The sequence below is a fragment of the Thermomonas sp. genome (assembly GCF_019104945.1).
In the GTDB taxonomy this organism is placed as follows: domain Bacteria; phylum Pseudomonadota; class Gammaproteobacteria; order Xanthomonadales; family Xanthomonadaceae; genus Thermomonas.
The window spans coordinates 1-15,620 of record NZ_JAHRWW010000041.1 but is presented as its reverse complement, the minus strand read 5'-3'; the positions used below and the strand labels follow the sequence as shown (position 1 = coordinate 15,620).

General features: G+C 59.1%; 17 protein-coding genes and 1 pseudogene. 11 read left to right on the top strand and 7 right to left on the bottom strand.

Translation table 11 applies throughout. From position 1 onward, the window contains the following. The 3 genes from KUL77_RS10035 to murD all read left to right on the top strand — a co-directional run. A partial coding sequence (locus tag KUL77_RS10035) for a bifunctional aspartate kinase/diaminopimelate decarboxylase (protein WP_297146520.1) occupies nucleotides 1–1,615 on the top strand: 1,615 nt, incomplete at its 5' end. Between the two features lie 19 nt (nucleotides 1,616–1,634). Next, nucleotides 1,635–2,996 carry a UDP-N-acetyl-alpha-D-muramoyl-L-alanyl-L-glutamate epimerase gene (murL, locus tag KUL77_RS10030; protein WP_297146518.1) on the top strand — a complete coding sequence of 454 codons (1,362 nt, stop codon included), beginning with the start codon at nucleotides 1,635–1,637 and terminating at the stop codon, nucleotides 2,994–2,996. Between the two features lie 4 nt (nucleotides 2,997–3,000). Further along, nucleotides 3,001–4,395, top strand: coding sequence for a UDP-N-acetylmuramoyl-L-alanine--D-glutamate ligase (gene murD, locus KUL77_RS10025; RefSeq protein ID WP_297146522.1), 1,395 nt, complete (start codon nucleotides 3,001–3,003; stop codon nucleotides 4,393–4,395). A gap of 15 nt (nucleotides 4,396–4,410) precedes the next feature. Here the strand turns inward: murD and KUL77_RS10020 are convergent, their stop codons facing one another. After that, complete coding sequence (locus KUL77_RS10020; protein WP_297146517.1) at nucleotides 4,411–5,418, bottom strand: polyprenyl synthetase family protein; 1,008 nt, start codon at nucleotides 5,416–5,418, stop codon at nucleotides 4,411–4,413. A gap of 136 nt (nucleotides 5,419–5,554) precedes the next feature. On the opposite strand from KUL77_RS10020, the gene ssb reads away from it, so the two are divergent. Next, on the top strand, nucleotides 5,555–6,091 hold the full coding sequence (ssb, locus tag KUL77_RS10015; protein ID WP_297146513.1) for a single-stranded DNA-binding protein: 537 nt from the start codon (nucleotides 5,555–5,557) through the stop codon (nucleotides 6,089–6,091). A gap of 127 nt (nucleotides 6,092–6,218) precedes the next feature. Here ssb and KUL77_RS10010 read toward each other — a convergent pair. Beyond that, nucleotides 6,219–6,689: pseudogene (locus KUL77_RS10010) on the bottom strand (IS30 family transposase); the annotation flags it as partial. Nucleotides 6,690–6,906: 217 nt separating this feature from the next. Here KUL77_RS10010 and KUL77_RS10005 point away from each other — a divergent pair. Both KUL77_RS10005 and KUL77_RS10000 read left to right on the top strand, forming a co-directional pair. Further along, a complete protein-coding gene (locus tag KUL77_RS10005) occupies nucleotides 6,907–7,266 on the top strand; it encodes a transcriptional regulator (RefSeq protein ID WP_297146511.1) in 360 nt (119 codons plus the stop codon). A 45-nt stretch (nucleotides 7,267–7,311) separates the two neighbouring features. After that, nucleotides 7,312–7,821 (top strand): acyl-CoA thioesterase, encoded by a 510-nt coding sequence (locus KUL77_RS10000; RefSeq protein WP_297146509.1) that lies wholly within the window; start codon nucleotides 7,312–7,314, stop codon nucleotides 7,819–7,821. Between the two features lie 7 nt (nucleotides 7,822–7,828). Here KUL77_RS10000 and KUL77_RS09995 read toward each other — a convergent pair whose 3' ends face one another. Beyond that, nucleotides 7,829–9,112 (bottom strand): HAMP domain-containing sensor histidine kinase, encoded by a 1,284-nt coding sequence (locus KUL77_RS09995; RefSeq protein ID WP_297146507.1) that lies wholly within the window; start codon nucleotides 9,110–9,112, stop codon nucleotides 7,829–7,831. After that, nucleotides 9,105–9,788, bottom strand: coding sequence for a response regulator transcription factor (locus KUL77_RS09990; RefSeq protein WP_297146505.1), 684 nt, complete (start codon nucleotides 9,786–9,788; stop codon nucleotides 9,105–9,107). Before KUL77_RS09990 ends, KUL77_RS09995 begins: the two co-directional genes overlap by 8 nt. A gap of 147 nt (nucleotides 9,789–9,935) precedes the next feature. Between KUL77_RS09990 and KUL77_RS09985 the strand changes: the two genes are divergently transcribed. Further along, complete coding sequence (locus KUL77_RS09985) at nucleotides 9,936–10,712, top strand: phosphatase PAP2 family protein (RefSeq protein ID WP_297146502.1); 777 nt, start codon at nucleotides 9,936–9,938, stop codon at nucleotides 10,710–10,712. Then, nucleotides 10,709–11,467, top strand: coding sequence for a hypothetical protein (locus KUL77_RS09980; RefSeq protein WP_297146499.1), 759 nt, complete (start codon nucleotides 10,709–10,711; stop codon nucleotides 11,465–11,467). The genes KUL77_RS09985 and KUL77_RS09980 overlap by 4 nt, the downstream gene beginning before the upstream one ends. A 1-nt stretch (nucleotide 11,468) precedes the next feature. Here KUL77_RS09980 and KUL77_RS12610 read toward each other — a convergent pair whose 3' ends face one another. Beyond that, the gene (locus tag KUL77_RS12610) at nucleotides 11,469–12,131 is read right to left on the bottom strand and encodes a C40 family peptidase (protein WP_343231546.1); all 663 of its coding nucleotides are present in this window, start codon (nucleotides 12,129–12,131) and stop codon (nucleotides 11,469–11,471) included. 153 nt (nucleotides 12,132–12,284) lie between these two features. Further along, nucleotides 12,285–12,830 (bottom strand): C40 family peptidase, encoded by a 546-nt coding sequence (locus KUL77_RS09970; RefSeq protein ID WP_297146496.1) that lies wholly within the window; start codon nucleotides 12,828–12,830, stop codon nucleotides 12,285–12,287. Between the two features lie 63 nt (nucleotides 12,831–12,893). Here KUL77_RS09970 and KUL77_RS09965 point away from each other — a divergent pair, with 63 nt between their 5' ends. From KUL77_RS09965 to KUL77_RS09955, 3 genes are all read left to right on the top strand, one after another. Next, the gene (locus KUL77_RS09965) at nucleotides 12,894–13,376 is read left to right on the top strand and encodes a peptidylprolyl isomerase (RefSeq protein WP_297146493.1); all 483 of its coding nucleotides are present in this window, start codon (nucleotides 12,894–12,896) and stop codon (nucleotides 13,374–13,376) included. 78 nt (nucleotides 13,377–13,454) lie between these two features. Next, the gene (locus KUL77_RS09960; RefSeq protein ID WP_297146492.1) at nucleotides 13,455–14,726 is read left to right on the top strand and encodes an FAD-dependent oxidoreductase; all 1,272 of its coding nucleotides are present in this window, start codon (nucleotides 13,455–13,457) and stop codon (nucleotides 14,724–14,726) included. Between the two features lie 51 nt (nucleotides 14,727–14,777). Next, nucleotides 14,778–14,930, top strand: a complete 153-nt coding sequence (locus KUL77_RS09955) for a hypothetical protein (RefSeq protein WP_297146490.1) — start codon at nucleotides 14,778–14,780, stop codon at nucleotides 14,928–14,930. A 6-nt stretch (nucleotides 14,931–14,936) separates the two neighbouring features. On the opposite strand, the gene KUL77_RS09950 is transcribed toward KUL77_RS09955, so the two are convergent. After that, the coding region (locus KUL77_RS09950; protein ID WP_297146487.1) for a toprim domain-containing protein at nucleotides 14,937–15,620 on the bottom strand (684 nt) is incomplete at its 5' end.

Sequence of the window (15,620 nt, the reverse complement as noted above, 5' to 3'; positions counted from 1 at the left end):
GCAGCAGGTGGGCTTCTTAGCCGATGTGTTTGCCCTGTTCAAAAAGCATGGGCTGTCGGTGGATTTGATTGGCTCTGCCGAAACCAACGTCACCGTGTCGCTTGACCCGTCGGAAAATTTGATCAGTGGCGACGTGCTGGCACGGTTGTCTGAAGATTTGGCACAGGTGTGCCGGGTAAAAGTGATCGCGCCCTGCGCGGCCATCACCTTAGTGGGTCGCGGTATGCGTTCGCTGCTGCACAAGCTGCAAGACGTCTGGGCGATGTTTGGGCGTGAGCGCGTGCACCTTATTTCGCAATCGTCCAACGACCTCAACCTCACCTTTGTAGTAGATGAAGTGGCCGCCGACGGCATGTTGCCGAAGCTGCACGCGGCGCTGATTGATTCAGGTGCTATGCCGGTACACGAAGGCGAAGTATTTGGCCCGCGCTGGCGTGAAATTCAAGGTACTTTCCGGCTTCGCCCCACACCGTGGTGGCAGGCAGAACCAGCGCGACAGGTGCTGCTGGCCGAGGCTGAGCACGATACCCCCCGCTACGTCTATCACCTGCCGACGGTGCGCGCCCGTGCTGCGCAGCTCAACGCCATTACCGCCGTCGATCGACGTTACTTCGCCATCAAGGCGAATTCTCACCCAGAGATTCTGCGCACACTGGTGGATGAAGGCTTTGGGCTGGAATGCGTCTCGCAGGGCGAGGTCGAGCGCGTATTTTCTACGCTACCAACGCTGGACCCTACGCGGGTGCTGTTCACCCCCAGCTTCGCACCGATTGACGAATACCAAGCAGCATTGGCGCGCGGGGTTACCGTTACCATCGATAACGTCGAGCTGTTGCAACGTTGGCCGGAAGTGTTTCGTGGCCGCACACTTTGGTTGCGCATCGACCTTGGTCACGGCGATGGTCATCACGAAAAGGTAAATACCGGCGGTAAGGACGCGAAGTTCGGGCTTTCTGCGCAGCGGGTGGCCGAATTCATCAGTGCCGCGCGCGCGCTGGATGTGCGCATCACTGGCCTACATGCGCACCTAGGAAGCGGTATCGAAACCATCGGCCACTGGCAGGAAGTGGTGGACGAATTAGCTGGGTTTGCGCGTCGTATCGGCAGCGTTGAAGTGCTGGATATCGGCGGCGGCCTACCCATTCCCTATACCGAAGACGACGAACCCTTCGATCTTGATACTTGGGCCGCAGGTTTGGCGGAAATTAAAGCGGTGCACCCCGCGTTCCAGCTGGCCATCGAGCCGGGCCGCTTCCTTGTGGCCGAAGCCGGTGTGCTGCTGGCGCGGGCCACGCAAGTGGTGGAAAAAGACGGTGTCTTGCGGGTTGGTCTTGATGCGGGCATGAACGCGCTCATTCGTCCGGCGCTGTACGACGCTTGGCACGATATCGCCAACCTGTCGCGGCTTAGCGACGCTGAGCTACGTGATTTCGACGTGGTGGGGCCAATTTGTGAATCCAGCGATATCTTCGGCCACCGCGTCAAACTCCCGCAGAGCACCGCGTCTGGGGATGTCATGCTGATTGCCGACGCGGGGGCCTATGGGTTCACCATGGCAAGCGCCTACAATCTACGCACCCTCCCGGTAGAAGCCATTCTGCCGGACCATGTTTGATCAGTAATCGACCAACACCATGACCAACTGGAATTTCAACCGCGACCAGATCCGCACGTTCCGTTTCGTGCGCTGTGACTTCGATGCGCCCACCGGCGTGGCGCGGTTGGTCTACGCCTTCGATGACGGCCCTGAGCTAATAGAAACCGTTACGCTGCCGGGCGCGCCGTTTGTGCTGGATACGGCGCGGGAAGCGGCGATGCAGCGCGCGCTGCGTCTTTTGCACCTTATCGCGGGCGTGAGTTATTACAAAGCCGCCGTGCCTTCTGAGATCGTGGTGGAAGGTAAGCCACTCGACGCAGCTACCGCAGCCCTGCTGGAATCGGTGTACCGTAACGGGTTGGGCGAATTCGCCTACCGCAATGGGCTGAACCTAGAAGGGAGCATTCGCTTTCCGTATGCAGATGCAACGGAGAAGCCTGCGCCCGCGCTTGGCCTGCGTGCGCACGCGCTGGTGGCCATCGGTGGCGGCAAAGACTCCTTGGTGAGTATCGAAGCGCTGCGCGCCGAAGGCGTGGCGCAAACCGTGACGTGGATTGGCGGCTCGCAGTTGATCGCGGCCTGCGCGGCGCATACCGAACTGCCCACGCTCAATATCGGTCGCCAGCTAGCCCCAGAGCTATTTGACTTTAATCGCCAAGGCGCGTGGAACGGACATATCCCGGTAACGGCGGTGAATTCGGCAATCTTCGCACTGGCCGCTGTGGTGCTGGGCGTGGATCAGATCGTATTTTCCAATGAACGTTCGGCCAGCTACGGTTCGCTGATTCCGGGCAGCGGCGAGGTCAATCACCAGTGGTCGAAAGGCTGGGCGTTTGAAGCCGCATTCGGTGACTACCTACACACCCATGTGGCCGCCGACTTGCAGTATTACTCGCTGCTGCGCCCGCTGAGCGAGCTGGCAGTGGCGCGTCAATTCGCCAAGACCGACCGTTACGACGGGCATTTCTCCAGCTGCAATCGCAACTTCCACATCTTGGGCGAACGCCCCACTAGTCGCTGGTGCGGGGTGTGCCCGAAGTGTCATTTCGTCTTTCTTGCGCTGGCGCCGTTTGTGCCTAAGCTGCGCTTGGTGGGCATCGTGGGGCGCAATCTGTTGGATGATCCGGCGCAGATCCCCGGCTACGACGCGCTGCTTGAATACGGCGATCACAAACCGTTTGAGTGCGTCGGTGAAGGCCGTGAATCGCGCGCCGCGATGGCTGTGCTGGCGCAGCGTCCGGAATGGAACGAGGACGCGGTGGTCAAGCGCTTCGCCAAACACATTGCACCGCAGTTGGCCGCAGAAGACTTAGCCTTGGCCCCGCTGCTGGCGCTGGATAACGAACACCGTATTCCCGCTGCGCTATGGGAGCGCCTGCGTGTCCGCTTCGCAGCTTGAGCCTTTGCGCATCGCAGATCTTGCAGGCCTTCGCGTGGCGCTGTGGGGCTGGGGGCACGAAGGCCATGCGGCCTACCGTGCGCTGCGTACGCGCCTGCCTGCACTGTCGCTAACGCTGTTTTGCAGCGATACCGAAGCGCAGGAAGCGCGCGCGCTGGGTGATGCGCAGCTGAGCATCCAGCATGAGGCCAGCGGCGAGCGCTTGGCTCAGTTTGATGTGGTGATCAAATCGCCTGGCATTAGCCCCAATAAGCCGGAAGCCTTGTATGCAACGGCGGCTGGGACGCGTTTGATGGGCGGCACCGCGCTGTGGTTTGCCGAACACGCAGGCGATGGCGTTATGGCGCACACTTTCTGCGTCACTGGAACCAAGGGTAAAAGCACCACCACCGCGCTGCTCGCGCACCTGTTGCGCGCCGCCGGGCAGCGCACCGCACTGGCGGGCAATATCGGCGTGCCTCTGTTGACGCTACTCGACGCTGAAGCCGATGCATGGGCGGTGGAGCTGTCTAGCTATCAAACCGGCGACGTCGCGGCCTCGGGCGCGCAGCCGCAGATCGCCATCGTCACCAATATCCACCCAGAACATTTGGACTGGCACGGCAGCCAGGCGCGCTATGTCGAAGACAAGCTCAAACTGGTGACACAGGCGCAGCCGAAGATCGCCGTACTCAATGCGGCCGACCCGGTGCTGGCCGCGCTGAAGCTGCCCGACAGCCAAATTCACTGGTACGGCAATAGCGCTGGCTGGCATCTGCAAGACGACGCGTTGTATCGCGGTGCGGAGTTCATCATGGACACGCGTAGCCTGCCGCTGCCCGGCCGCCACAACCGCAGCAATCTGTGCGCCGTGCTCACCACGCTGGAGGCCCATGGTCTCGACGCTGTGGCGCTAGCACCGCATGCGGCCAGCTTTCAGCCGCTGCCTAATCGTCTGCAGCCGCTGGGTGAAAAAGACGGTGTGCTCTACGTCAACGATTCGATCAGCACCACCCCGATGGCCACCCAAGCCGCGCTCGATCTTTATCGCAGCCGCGATGTCGCGGTATTGGTGGGGGGGCACGACCGCGGCCTGCCGTGGGAAGAATTTGCCGAAGCGATGCGCCAGCACGCCCCCAAGGCCATTATCACGATGGGCCAAAATGGCCCGCGTATCCACGCCTTGCTTGCCCCCATAGCGGCGCAGGTGGGCTTCATGTTGGAAGCGGCGCAGGATCTCGCCGACGCGGTAGAAAAAGCGCGCGTAGCGCTCCCGCACGGCGGTGTGATCCTGCTCTCGCCGGGTGCACCTAGTTTCGGTCCGTATAAAAATTACGTTGAACGCGGTCGCCACTTCGCCACGCTGGCGGGGTTTGACCCGGAGCTGATTAGCAGCATTCAGGGAATGGGGATTGCGTAAGCGGGAACGCCGCGCTTAGTAGTCGCGGCTTACCGAGTACTGCGCCAGCCCACGCAGCGCGGCGGTGTAGGCATTCTCGGGTAGTGCGGCAATGGCTTGGGTGGCCGCATCGGCATATTCCAGCGCACGTTGGCGGCTGTAATCGAGGCTACGCTGTGTGGCGATCGCCGCTTGCACCGTGGCTAAGCCGTTGATATCGCCTTCTTCAACAATCTTGCGTAACGCGGCACAAGTGGCGTCGTCTGATTGCGCCATCGCGTGAATCAGCGGCAGGGTCATCTTGCCTTCGGCAAGGTCATCGCCAAGGTTCTTGCCCAGCGTGGCTGCATCGGAGGCGTAGTCCAGCACGTCATCGGCAATCTGGAAGGCGTAACCAAGGTTCAGGCCGTAGGCGTGCAGGGCGTCGCAGGTGGCGGCGTCGCTGCCTGCCAGAAGCGCACCAAGGCGCGTGGCGGCGGCAAAAAGAATGGCCGTCTTGCGCTCAATCACACGCAGATAGGCGGCCTCGTCGGTGTCTGGGTTACGCACATGCAGCAGCTGCAGCACTTCACCTTCGGCGATGCGGTTGGTGGTGTCGGCCAGAATGGTCTGCACCGGCATCGACTGCAGTTCCACCATCAGTTGGAAACTGCGCGAATACAGAAAATCACCCACCAGTACGCTGGTGGCATTACCCCACACAGCGTTGGCCGTTTTGCGCCCGCGCCGTAAGTCGGACTCGTCCACCACGTCGTCGTGTAGCAGGGTAGAGGTATGGATGAACTCCACTACCGCCGCCAGTTGGTGCGCGTCGCTGCCAATGTTTTTGCCATCGCCCGCGCCCAGTGCGCCGGTGACCAGCAAAAGCAGCATGGGGCGCAAACGCTTCCCACCCGCGCCAATGATGTATTCGGCTACTTGGTTGATGAGCACCACGTCGGAAGACAGGCGGCGGCGGATCAGGCCGTCCAGCGCAGTCATGTCCGGAGCGGCAAGGGTTTGAATGGCCTTGAGGTCGGGCAGGGCTGAACGGGTGATGGTCATGGTCAACGCGCAGACGGAAACCACAATTATACGGGGTTAGACAATTTCTGACCGGGACACGCGGCGTTTGCTGGTGGACACCTTTATACTGGGCTGTCATCGTTCATGACAGACGAACACATCTGAGGCAATAGCTATGGCGCGCGGCGTAAACAAAGTAATTTTGATGGGTAATCTTGGCAACGACCCGGACGTGAAATACACCCAAGGCGGCATGGCCATTACCACACTGAGCATTGCCACCACGTCGGTGCGCAAAGACCGCGACGGTAATCAACAAGAAAAAACCGAGTGGCACCGGGTCAAGCTGTTTGGCAAGCTCGGTGAAATCGCAGGCGAATACCTGAAGAAAGGCCGCATGGTCTATATCGAAGGCCGCTTGGAATATGGCAGCTACGATAAAGACGGGGTGAAGCACTACACCACCGATATCGTGGCCGATGAAATGCAGATGCTTGGCGGCGGCGATGGCGGCGGCCAGCGCGGCGGTGGTGAAGGCGGTTATCAATCCCGTGGCGGCGAAGGCGGCGGCTATCAACAGCGCGGTGGCGGCAACTACGGCGGCGGCGACCGCCCGCAGCGTAGCGCCCCAGCCCAGCGTCGCGAACCTGCTCCGGCACCGCCGGCAGACTTCGGCAATGACGTGCCGTTTGATGACGATATTCCGTTTTAGGACACGCCTAGCGGCAATGGCTAAGCACGGTCCCAGTAAGTCTTACGCTTGCTGGGATTTTTATTGCGGGGCGAGTCATAAATTGCAAAAGTCCCAAAATGGGACTTTGTCGAAATGCATGGCGAGTTCAACTCTGATTCGCAACAGTGTTGATTGATTCCTCGATGAAGACTTCGAGGGGCGTTTTGAAGTTGAGTATCTTTCTGGGTCGATTGTACAGGCGTTGCTCGACCCAGCGCAGATAGTCGTCGGTGATCGTGCTGAAGTCCATACGGCGTGGCAAGTACTGACGCGCTAGGCCGTTGGCGTTTTCGTTGCTGCCGCGTTGCCAGGCCGAATATGGATCAGCGAAGAAGAAGTTGCTCTTCAATGCGCAGGCGATGAACTGATGTTCGGCGAACTCCTTGCCATTGTCGGAGGTCAGAGTGTGGACGTGCCGGTGGATTCTACCCAGCCGACGCAGGATGGCGTTGCGTACGTTCTCGGCGGTGCCATCCACCGAGTGCGCCAGCAGATGCAGGCGACTGCGGGTTTCCACGACGGCGGGGCGTTCCGACCAGTGGCGACGGTGCAGAAGCTGGCCACGGCTGTCGCGCAGGCAATGGTTCTGATGGTGAAATGAGCCTCGTACAAGGCGTGGATGCGATATCGTTCATGCAGGTTCAGGCGGCTTGAGGCCATGGGCAACTCCACTTGGCGGTGAAGTCGCTCAGGCTAAACCGCCTGAACCTCTTTACCACCTTGGTGTTGCGTTACGGAGTTGAACTCGCCCATGCTGAATACGATCGAATCGATGCTGCCACCGTGGAGGACTTATGAATATCCGTCCCATTCGTACTGATGCTGACTATCAGGCTGCGCTGCGTGAGTTGTCTCGATATTTCAATAATGAACCGGAACCGGGAACGGCAGAGGATGATCGCTTTGAAATTTTGCTGACACTGGTTGAAGTGTACGAAGCGAAGCACTTTCCAATAGAGGCACCTGACCCCATTGAGGCGATCCGGTTTCGCATGGAGCAAGGTGGTTTGACGGTGAAGGACTTGGTGCCTTCCATTGGGAAGCCCAATCGCGTCTATGAGGTGTTAAACCGCAAACGTGGGCTAACCATTGAGATGATTCGCAATTTGCATCGAAATTTGGGTATCCCTGCAGAAAGCCTGATCGGGGCTTGAGTTAGGGTTAGAGTGTCGGTCAGCCATCACTGAAAAGGGCGTTCTATGAGCGGCAGCCAGCGCCAACTCACAATGCGTTTTCTCGCGGAGCCGTCGGATGTGAACTTCGGCGGCAAGGTGCACGGCGGGCAGGTGATGCGCTGGATCGACCAGTGCGGCTATGCCGCTGCCGTGGGCTGGAGCGGGCATTACAGTGTCACTGTGGCGGTGGGCGGGATTCGCTTCGTTGCACCGATCCATATTGGTGATGTGGTGGGGGTGGAAGCCACCCTCATCTACACCGGCACCACCTCGATGCATTTTGCGGTGGACGTGCGTGCACACGACCCGCGCGAAGACATCGCCGACGCGCGCCTATGCACGCATTGCGTGATCGTGTTTGTGGCGCTCGATGCGCCTGAGGGCAACCCGATGCCGGTGCCGGTATGGCAGCCTCAGAATGAGGAAGACCGTCAGCTTTCCGAATACGCGCTACAGGTGATGGCGCTGGGGAAAGGGGTGGAACAGGCCGTGGCGCGCTATCGCCAAGCCGCGCAGCACGCGCACGGGGAGTAATCTGCGCCTAAGTTTTTAGTGCAAGCGTGGCGGTGGTGCCATGGCCTGTCGTTGTCAGTTGCAGCGTCCAGCCTAGGTGCTCGCACAGCCGGGCAATTAAGTCGAGACCGATACCACTGCCACCGCGATCGCCTCCGCCGCGTGCGATACGCGCATAAGCCTCACTAATTTCCTTCTCTGACATGCCGTGGCCCGGGTCGGTAATGATGACGGTGGCCGGTGCTTCAACTTGAATACGGATGGTGCCGCGATCGCTATTCTCAATTGCGTTGCGAAGTAAGTTGCCGATGGCCGCCTGCACAATAGCGGGTGGGCCAAGGATGTCGGTAGCCGGAAAATTGTCTACCTGAAACGAAAGGTCCTTGTGCGCGGTGAGATGGGCATGATCTTGAATAACCGCTTGTAGAAGCGCTTCAAGTGATGTGCGCTCTTGCATACCCTGCAGGCGCGCTGGGTCTTTGGCGAGCACCAAGAGCAGGTCGATGAGTTCTTGCACATCTTTGGTCGAGCTACGAATGCGCTTTATAAATGGTGCGGCGCTGGAGGTGTTGTCAGATTTCAAGGCGAGCTCAGCAGCACCCGAAATCGCTGCAATAGGTGTGCGTAATTCGTGGCTTGCCATATCGATAAACAGACGCTCGCGTTCAACGAAACGGTTATTTCGTGTGAGGTAGTCATTGAGCGCGTGACCAATAATTTCAATTTCAGAAGTCGCGTCGGCAGGTATGTGTATTTGCTGCCCGTGCTGTTCTGGCTGCAGGTCAGTAATTTGATTGGCGATAAGCGTAAGCGGTTTCACAAGACGTGCCGCGCCCCACGCAACAAACGTACCGAGAACCAGTAGTAGGGTGAGTGCGGAACCAACCACGGTGAGCGTCATATCACGCTCGCGCTCTTCTAGGGCCGAAATATCAAGCGTGAGGATTTTTCGAGAGCCCGCAGAGTCGCGCACTAATGCCACGCGTTCTTGCCCATCAACCCGGATGCCATCGTGTACACCGGGGGCCAAGGATGAAAGGGGGGTAGGAATGTCGGACGGTTGGCGGCTATCGTAGAGCGCCATGTCGCGCGTGTCACGCCAACGGTAATTAGCGTCTGTGGCTTGACGCTCTTCGAGGTGATCAAGTTCGGCGGTCAACAACGTTTGCCAAACCAGTTGCTCTGCATGTTCGTTTACGAGCAGGCCGTGGAGCGTGACGGCTGTTGATAGCAAAAGCACATAGCCTAGTAGGCCCAGCAAGAGGCGTCGACGTAGGCTTGGGCGAGTACTTGTTTGAGCAGGATTAGTCATGGTCATCGATTGCTGAGATGCGATAGCCAGAGCGCGATACGGTATGGATTAACTTCGTTGCGAAAGGAACGTCGATAGCGCGGCGCAAATCATAGATATGCGAACGAAGAGGGTTGCCTTCGGGAGGGTCATCACCCCATAAGGCTTGTTCAAGTCGCTCACGGCTCACCATATTGGGGCTTGCGCGCATCAATACTTCAAGAAGGGTGCGCCCAGCGGGATAAAGGTGCAGCGCCTGTCCGCTTCGGATTGCCTCAAGTGTACGAAGGTCGAGGCTGAGATCAGCCACGTGCAGTTGCTTGCTACGGCCACGCCCGGTGGCCCGCGAAACCATTGCCTGCAGGCGCAGCAGTAGTTCTTCCATATCACAGGGCTTGGTTAAGTAGTCATCGGCGCCTGATCGGAAGCCTGTAATTTTGTCCGGCTGTTGGTCGCGCGCTGTCAGCATGATGATAGGAACGTCATTGCCATCACTGCGAAGTTGTTGCAGAACTTCACGGCCGTCCATGCGTGGGATGCCCCAATCCAGCACGATAGCGTCATAGTGGTTTGTGCGCGCCAGATGTAAACCGGTAATGCCGTCGGGTGCGGCATCTACGATATGCCCTTCTTGCTCAAAATAGTCGAACAGGTTGGCAATGAGATTGCGGTTATCTTCGACGATAAGCAGGCGCATGGTTTATTGAATTAGGCTCAACCGCTTGCATCATGACATCGACGGTGCGCGCGTGCATGCAGAGAGATGCGATTGAGGGTGTTTTTGACAGTTCTCCGACTGGACCGGGTGAATGATGAGAGACCCCAAAAGTAAGTCGGCGTTATTTTGTCCACCATCCAACTCTTGCGCACCTACGTGCCTACGCCGTTGTACCCGCCTGTTGCATGGGCGGGGGCGCGTTTCTATCTGACCCATGCAGTCATTCCGTTTACTTTAATTGCGATCGCGCTCTGTGCAAATTTCGTATGGGGGCTGGATCAAACCGTCGCCGACGCCCTATTTGCGTGGGAAGGGCATGCGTGGAGCCTGCGCGAGGCTTTTATAACAGAGCATTTAATGCATCGCGGGGGGCGTGATTTCAGCTTGCTCGCGTGGTTTATTGTCGTTGGGTTCTGGGCTTGGTCGTTGCATGACGCGCGCAATGCGCAATGGCGCAGGCCACTCGGTTATTTGGCAGTGTCATTAGTGCTAAGCACCACGCTGGTCGCGTGGATCAAAAGCTGGTCGAACATGGACTGCCCGTGGGATCTGCTACGTTACGGCGGCACGCATCCTTTCATCGGGTTACTTGATGTCAGGCCGGTTGGCATGGCGCGCGCGAGGTGCTTCCCGGCGGCACAGGCCAGTGTGGGGTATTGCTGGCTTGCATTGTATTTTTTTCTAGGCGTCGTGCGCCCGCGTTTGCGCTGGATTGGTTTGCTCGTGGGGCTAGGCTTGGGGCTGTTGTTTGGTGGCGCGCAGCAACTGCGCGGGGCTCACTTTATTTCCCATGACCTGTGGTCTTTGGCGATTTGCTGGGCGGTAGCGCTAATGATGTTTCGTTTGGTTTGGCCCAAGCAGGTGCTAACCCCGTCTGGCCACGATGTCGGAGGTGCAAAGTGAATCAGGGCAAGCCTCGTCCCTTAGCCAAAGTACCTGAGGTCACGCTTGGGTTCTGGGTGATCAAGGTCTTGGCCACCACGCTTGGTGAAACCGGTGGGGATGCGGTGACGATGTCGATGAATTTAGGCTATCTCATCGGCACTCTAATTTTTGCAAGCCTATTTGCGCTGGCGGTTTGGGTACAAATTCGGGCGAAGCACTTCAAACCTGCAAGCTACTGGATAACGATCATCGCAAGTACAACGGTTGGCACAACGCTGGCGGACTATGCCGATCGCTCATTGGGAATCGGTTATGCAGGAGGTGCAACGCTGTTGTTACTTTTGCTGTTGGCATCGCTGCTGGTGTGGCATCGAGCACAGGGATCGATCTCAGTCGAGACGGTCAGCAACCCGCAATCCGAAATGTTCTATTGGCTAACCATCATGTTCTCGCAAACGCTCGGCACAGCGCTTGGAGATTGGACGGCAGATAGTGCGGGGCTTGGTTATACGGGGGGTATCGCGATCTTCGTCAGCCTGCTGGCGCTGGTTCTGGCGTTACATGTATGGACGCGAACATCAAAGACCACCTTGTTCTGGGTGGCATTTGTATTAACACGGCCGCTGGGTGCCGTTGTCGGAGATTTTTTGGACAAGCCGCTAGAGCACGGCGGTCTGGCACTAAGCCGTTACACCGCGTCGTTGGTGCTGTTAGTCGCGATTGCTGTACTCGTTCGCGTTTTACCGCAGCACGCGGCGAGGAAGGCGCATTGAGTTAGCTATTAATCGCAACGCGGCGCGCTTCGAGGTACTTCTGCGCCCAGTAGCCAGTGGTCAGGCTAGAAATGGTGACATCACGGCCGCTGCTGGGCGCGTGCAAGAACTTGCCGTCACCGATATAAATGCCCACATGGTCGATATGGCCACGCTTGCCGAAAAATACTAAGTCACCTTCGGTGAGCGCATCGCGAGTAGCCACCTTCACGCCTTCGCTGGCCATCGCGCGCGACACGCGCGGCAGGTCGATGCCAATGGTGCGAAACACATAGCCCACCAGCCCACTGCAATCAAACCCAGCGTCGGGCGAACTTCCACCGTAGCGATAGGGCGTGCCGATCAGCGAGAACGCGCGCTGCAGCACGCTCTTGATCAGCGAAGTCTCGGACGCCTGCGCTTTGGCGGCCTGGCGCAGCATCTCAATTTGCGCGCTAAGTGAAGCGGTATCGGGTGTAGCGATGGATGCGGAGGCCGCGGGGAGCAGCTGAGGGGCTTGCGTCGCTACGGGCTGCGCGGCGGTGTTTGCTTCCTCTTTAGCCTGTTGCGGACTGAATGCAAATGCGGGGACGCAGGCGGCCGCCAAGGTGAGGGTGAGGAAAAGCCGTGCTCCGCAGCGAAGGCGTTTTGAACGTTGGCTGTGGTTGGGCTTTTCTGAAATCACGCGGCATTCACTTGGCAAAACAGGGGCCGACTATGCCTGTGATTGGCAGGGGATATGTTAAAAAACCTTAAAATCCAAAGCTGAATGGGGAAAATATTCAGAATTAACCCATTCATTTTTATGAATTTTCTGATTCGGTGCCGACTGTGGCGGTCAAAATAACAGCCGCCTGGCGCCGCTGTAGTGGTCTTTCCACCACGCGCCATCCAGACGGTCGAGGCGCACCGTGCCGCCGCTGCTGGGGGCGTGCACAAACCGCCCTTCGCCCACATAAATGCCGACGTGGCTCACCGTGCCGTTGCTACCAAAAAAAACCAGATCACCGCTGGCCAAGGTGTCGGGGCGTAGGCGCGGGCCTTGTAGCTTGGCCAGCTCACCGGTAGTGCGCGGTAAGCGTAGGGCTAGCATGTCGTGAAATACATAGCCCACCAAACCGCTGCAATCGAAGCCGCCCTCGGGCGTGTTGCCGCCATAGCGATAGGGGGTACCCACAAGGCTAATGGCGCGCATCAGCACCGCATTGCTCTTGGCCGGGTCAGCGGGTTCAACATTTGGCCACGCCCGTGCTGGGGTATTGGGGGCTGCACTACGCACGGTATCTGGCCCGCCACAGGCGGCCAAAATAGCGAGTAATGGCGCAAGAAGCGCAGACCGTCGATAATGCACGCCCGGTCGCTGGTTGCAGTCGGCTGGTTTCATTCTGCGCAGTGTTGCCGCATATGCTTGCGGTGGCAAGCGCCCAACCGATAGAGAATTGCACCCATGAAGATCGAAAAAGACCGCGTTGTTCGTTTCCACTATGCCGTAGCGGAAGCGGGTAAAGAAAAAATCGAGTCGTCGAAAGACGTTGGCACGCCGATGGCCATTCTATTTGGCAAGGGCCAGATCATCCCCGGTCTTGAAAAGGCGATGGAAGGCCACGAGGCGGGCGATACCTTCACCGCGGCTGTCACCTCTGCCGAGGCTTACGGCGAGCGTCGCGATGGTCTGAACCAACGCATTCCGAAAAAGCACTTCGGCGCACAGAAGCTTGAGCCGGGCATGCAGGTGGTGCTGCAAACCAACTTCGGCCCGCGCGCTGTAACGGTTGAGAAGGTAGGCATGACCGTGGTGGATGTGGATCTGAACCACCCGATGGCTGGTAAGGATCTGGAATTCGATATCGAAATTATCGAGGTGCGCGAGGCCAGCGAAGAAGAACTGGCGCACGGCCATGTGCACGGCGAAGGTGGCCACCAGCACTAAGTTGTATTTATTCCTAGTTACATTGAATTTGGAATGGATTATTCTTTTATTCAATTCTGACTAGGGGCATGCGATCTGATGGACGTAGTGGGAAATGAGGCTTCCATCGATTGCTTGATCATAGGGGCTGGCGTCGTCGGTCTTGCGACGGCGCTGGCACTATTGGATGACGGCCGCGAAGTTACGGTGATCGACGCCCGCCATGTGGGCGCCGGCGCCTCGCACGGCAACTGCGGCACCCTGACCCCCAGCCACGCGCCGCCGCTGGCCGGGCCCAATACCCTGCAGCGCGCCGCGCGTTGGATGTTCACCCCGGACGCGCCGCTGTACATCAAGCCGACCCTGAACCCGGACACCCTGCGCTGGATGCTGGGCTTCGCGCGGCGCTGCAATGCGCGTGATTTCGAAGCCAGTGCGCGTGCGAAATACACCCTGCTGGCCGACTCACGCCAACGCATCCAGCAGTGGGTTGGCCGCTACGGTTTACAGTGCGAATTTGCTGAAACTGGCGAAGACTACGTATTCAAAACTCAGCGCGATATCGACCGCGAGCTTCACGACGTGCCGCTGCTGCGCGAGCTGGGCGTGGATGTCGAAATTGTGGATGGAAAAACATACGAAGCGCGTGATCCTGCCTTTAAGCCGGGCCTAGCCGGTGCGATGTGCTTCCGTGGCGATGCCGCGCTGCGCCCGGACCGCTACGTGGCCGAACTGGCGCGGGTGGTGCGCGAGCGCGGAGGCCACATCATCGAGCACTGCGCATTGCAGTCGCTGGAATCAAGCGCGCAGGGCGTGGTGGTGCAGACCGCGCAGGGGCCGCTGCGCGCGCGTGACGTAGTGCTGGCCATCGGCGCTTGGGCGCCGCAAATCGCGCACGCAGTGGGCCTGCCGTGGCTGCGCAAGACCATCCAGCCGGGCAAGGGCTATTCGATCACCTACAGTTCGCCGGAGATCGTACCCAAGCGCCCGGTGATTCTGTACGAACCTTCGGTCTGCGTCACCGCTTGGGGCAGCGGCTATCGTCTCGGCAGCACGATGGAATTCACCGGCTATGACGACAGCCTCAACCAGAAGCGCCTTGGCGCGCTGGAACGCGGCGCGGCGCAGTTCCTGCATCAACCCGTTGGCCCGCAAGTGCAGGAAAAATGGTGCGGCTGGCGGCCGATGAGCCGCGACGACATCCCGCTGATCGGCCGCGCGCCTGGCCATGCTCACCTGTGGATGGCGGTCGGCCACGGCATGATGGGGGTCAGCATGAGCGCCAGCACCGGTCAGCTGCTGGCCGACATGATCGCCGGCCGCACGCCCTGCGTGAATCCGGCGCCGTTCGACCCGGCACGGTTTGCATGAATAGGTGGGCGCGTTACTCTGCGCCAACTAAGCTAGAACCGGGAAGATGCGATGACAACGCAACAGCCACGTAGCGATTGGGGTGCACAGCTGCTGACCTTGGTGATACTGGCAGGAGCTGGATATTTGGCGTATCGCCTCGTGATCTGGCTGTTTCCTGCGCAGCTTCACGCGGTTTGGCAGTGGATCATTGCGAAGTTTTAGCAGGGCTTACACTTCCAGCGTTGCCAGATCGCCCTTTTCTTCCAGCCAGCTCTTGCGGTCACTGGCGCGTTTCTTGGCCAGCAGCATGTCCATCAGCGCGCGGGTAGCGTCACCGTCATCGACGGTGAGCTGCACCAAACGGCGGGTATCAACGTGCATGGTCGATTCACGCAGCTGCAGTGGGTTCATTTCGCCAAGGCCCTTGAAGCGGGTGACGTTGACCTGGCCTTTGAGTTTCTCGCGCTGAATTTTTTCCAGCAGCAGGCGTTTTTCTTCCTCGTCCAGCGCGTAGAACACCTGCTTGCCCACGTCCACACGGAACAGCGGCGGCATCGCCACGAAGACATGGCCCGCGCGCACCAGTGAGGGGAAGTGGCGCAGGAACAGCGCACTGAGCAACGTGGCGATATGCAGGCCGTCGCTGTCGGCGTCGGCGAGGATCACGATCTTGCCGTAGCGCAGGCCGTCGATCTCCTCCTTGCCCGGGTCGCAGCCGATCGCCACCGCAAGATCATGCACTTCTTGCGAGCCCAGCACTTGGCCCGAAGCTACTTCCCACGTGTTCAAAATTTTACCGCGCAGCGGCAGGATGGCTTGGAAGTCTTTATCACGCGCTTGGCGCGCGCTGCCGCCCGCCGAGTCGCCTTCCACCAAAAACAGCTCGGTGCGTGATAGGTCTTGCGAAATGCA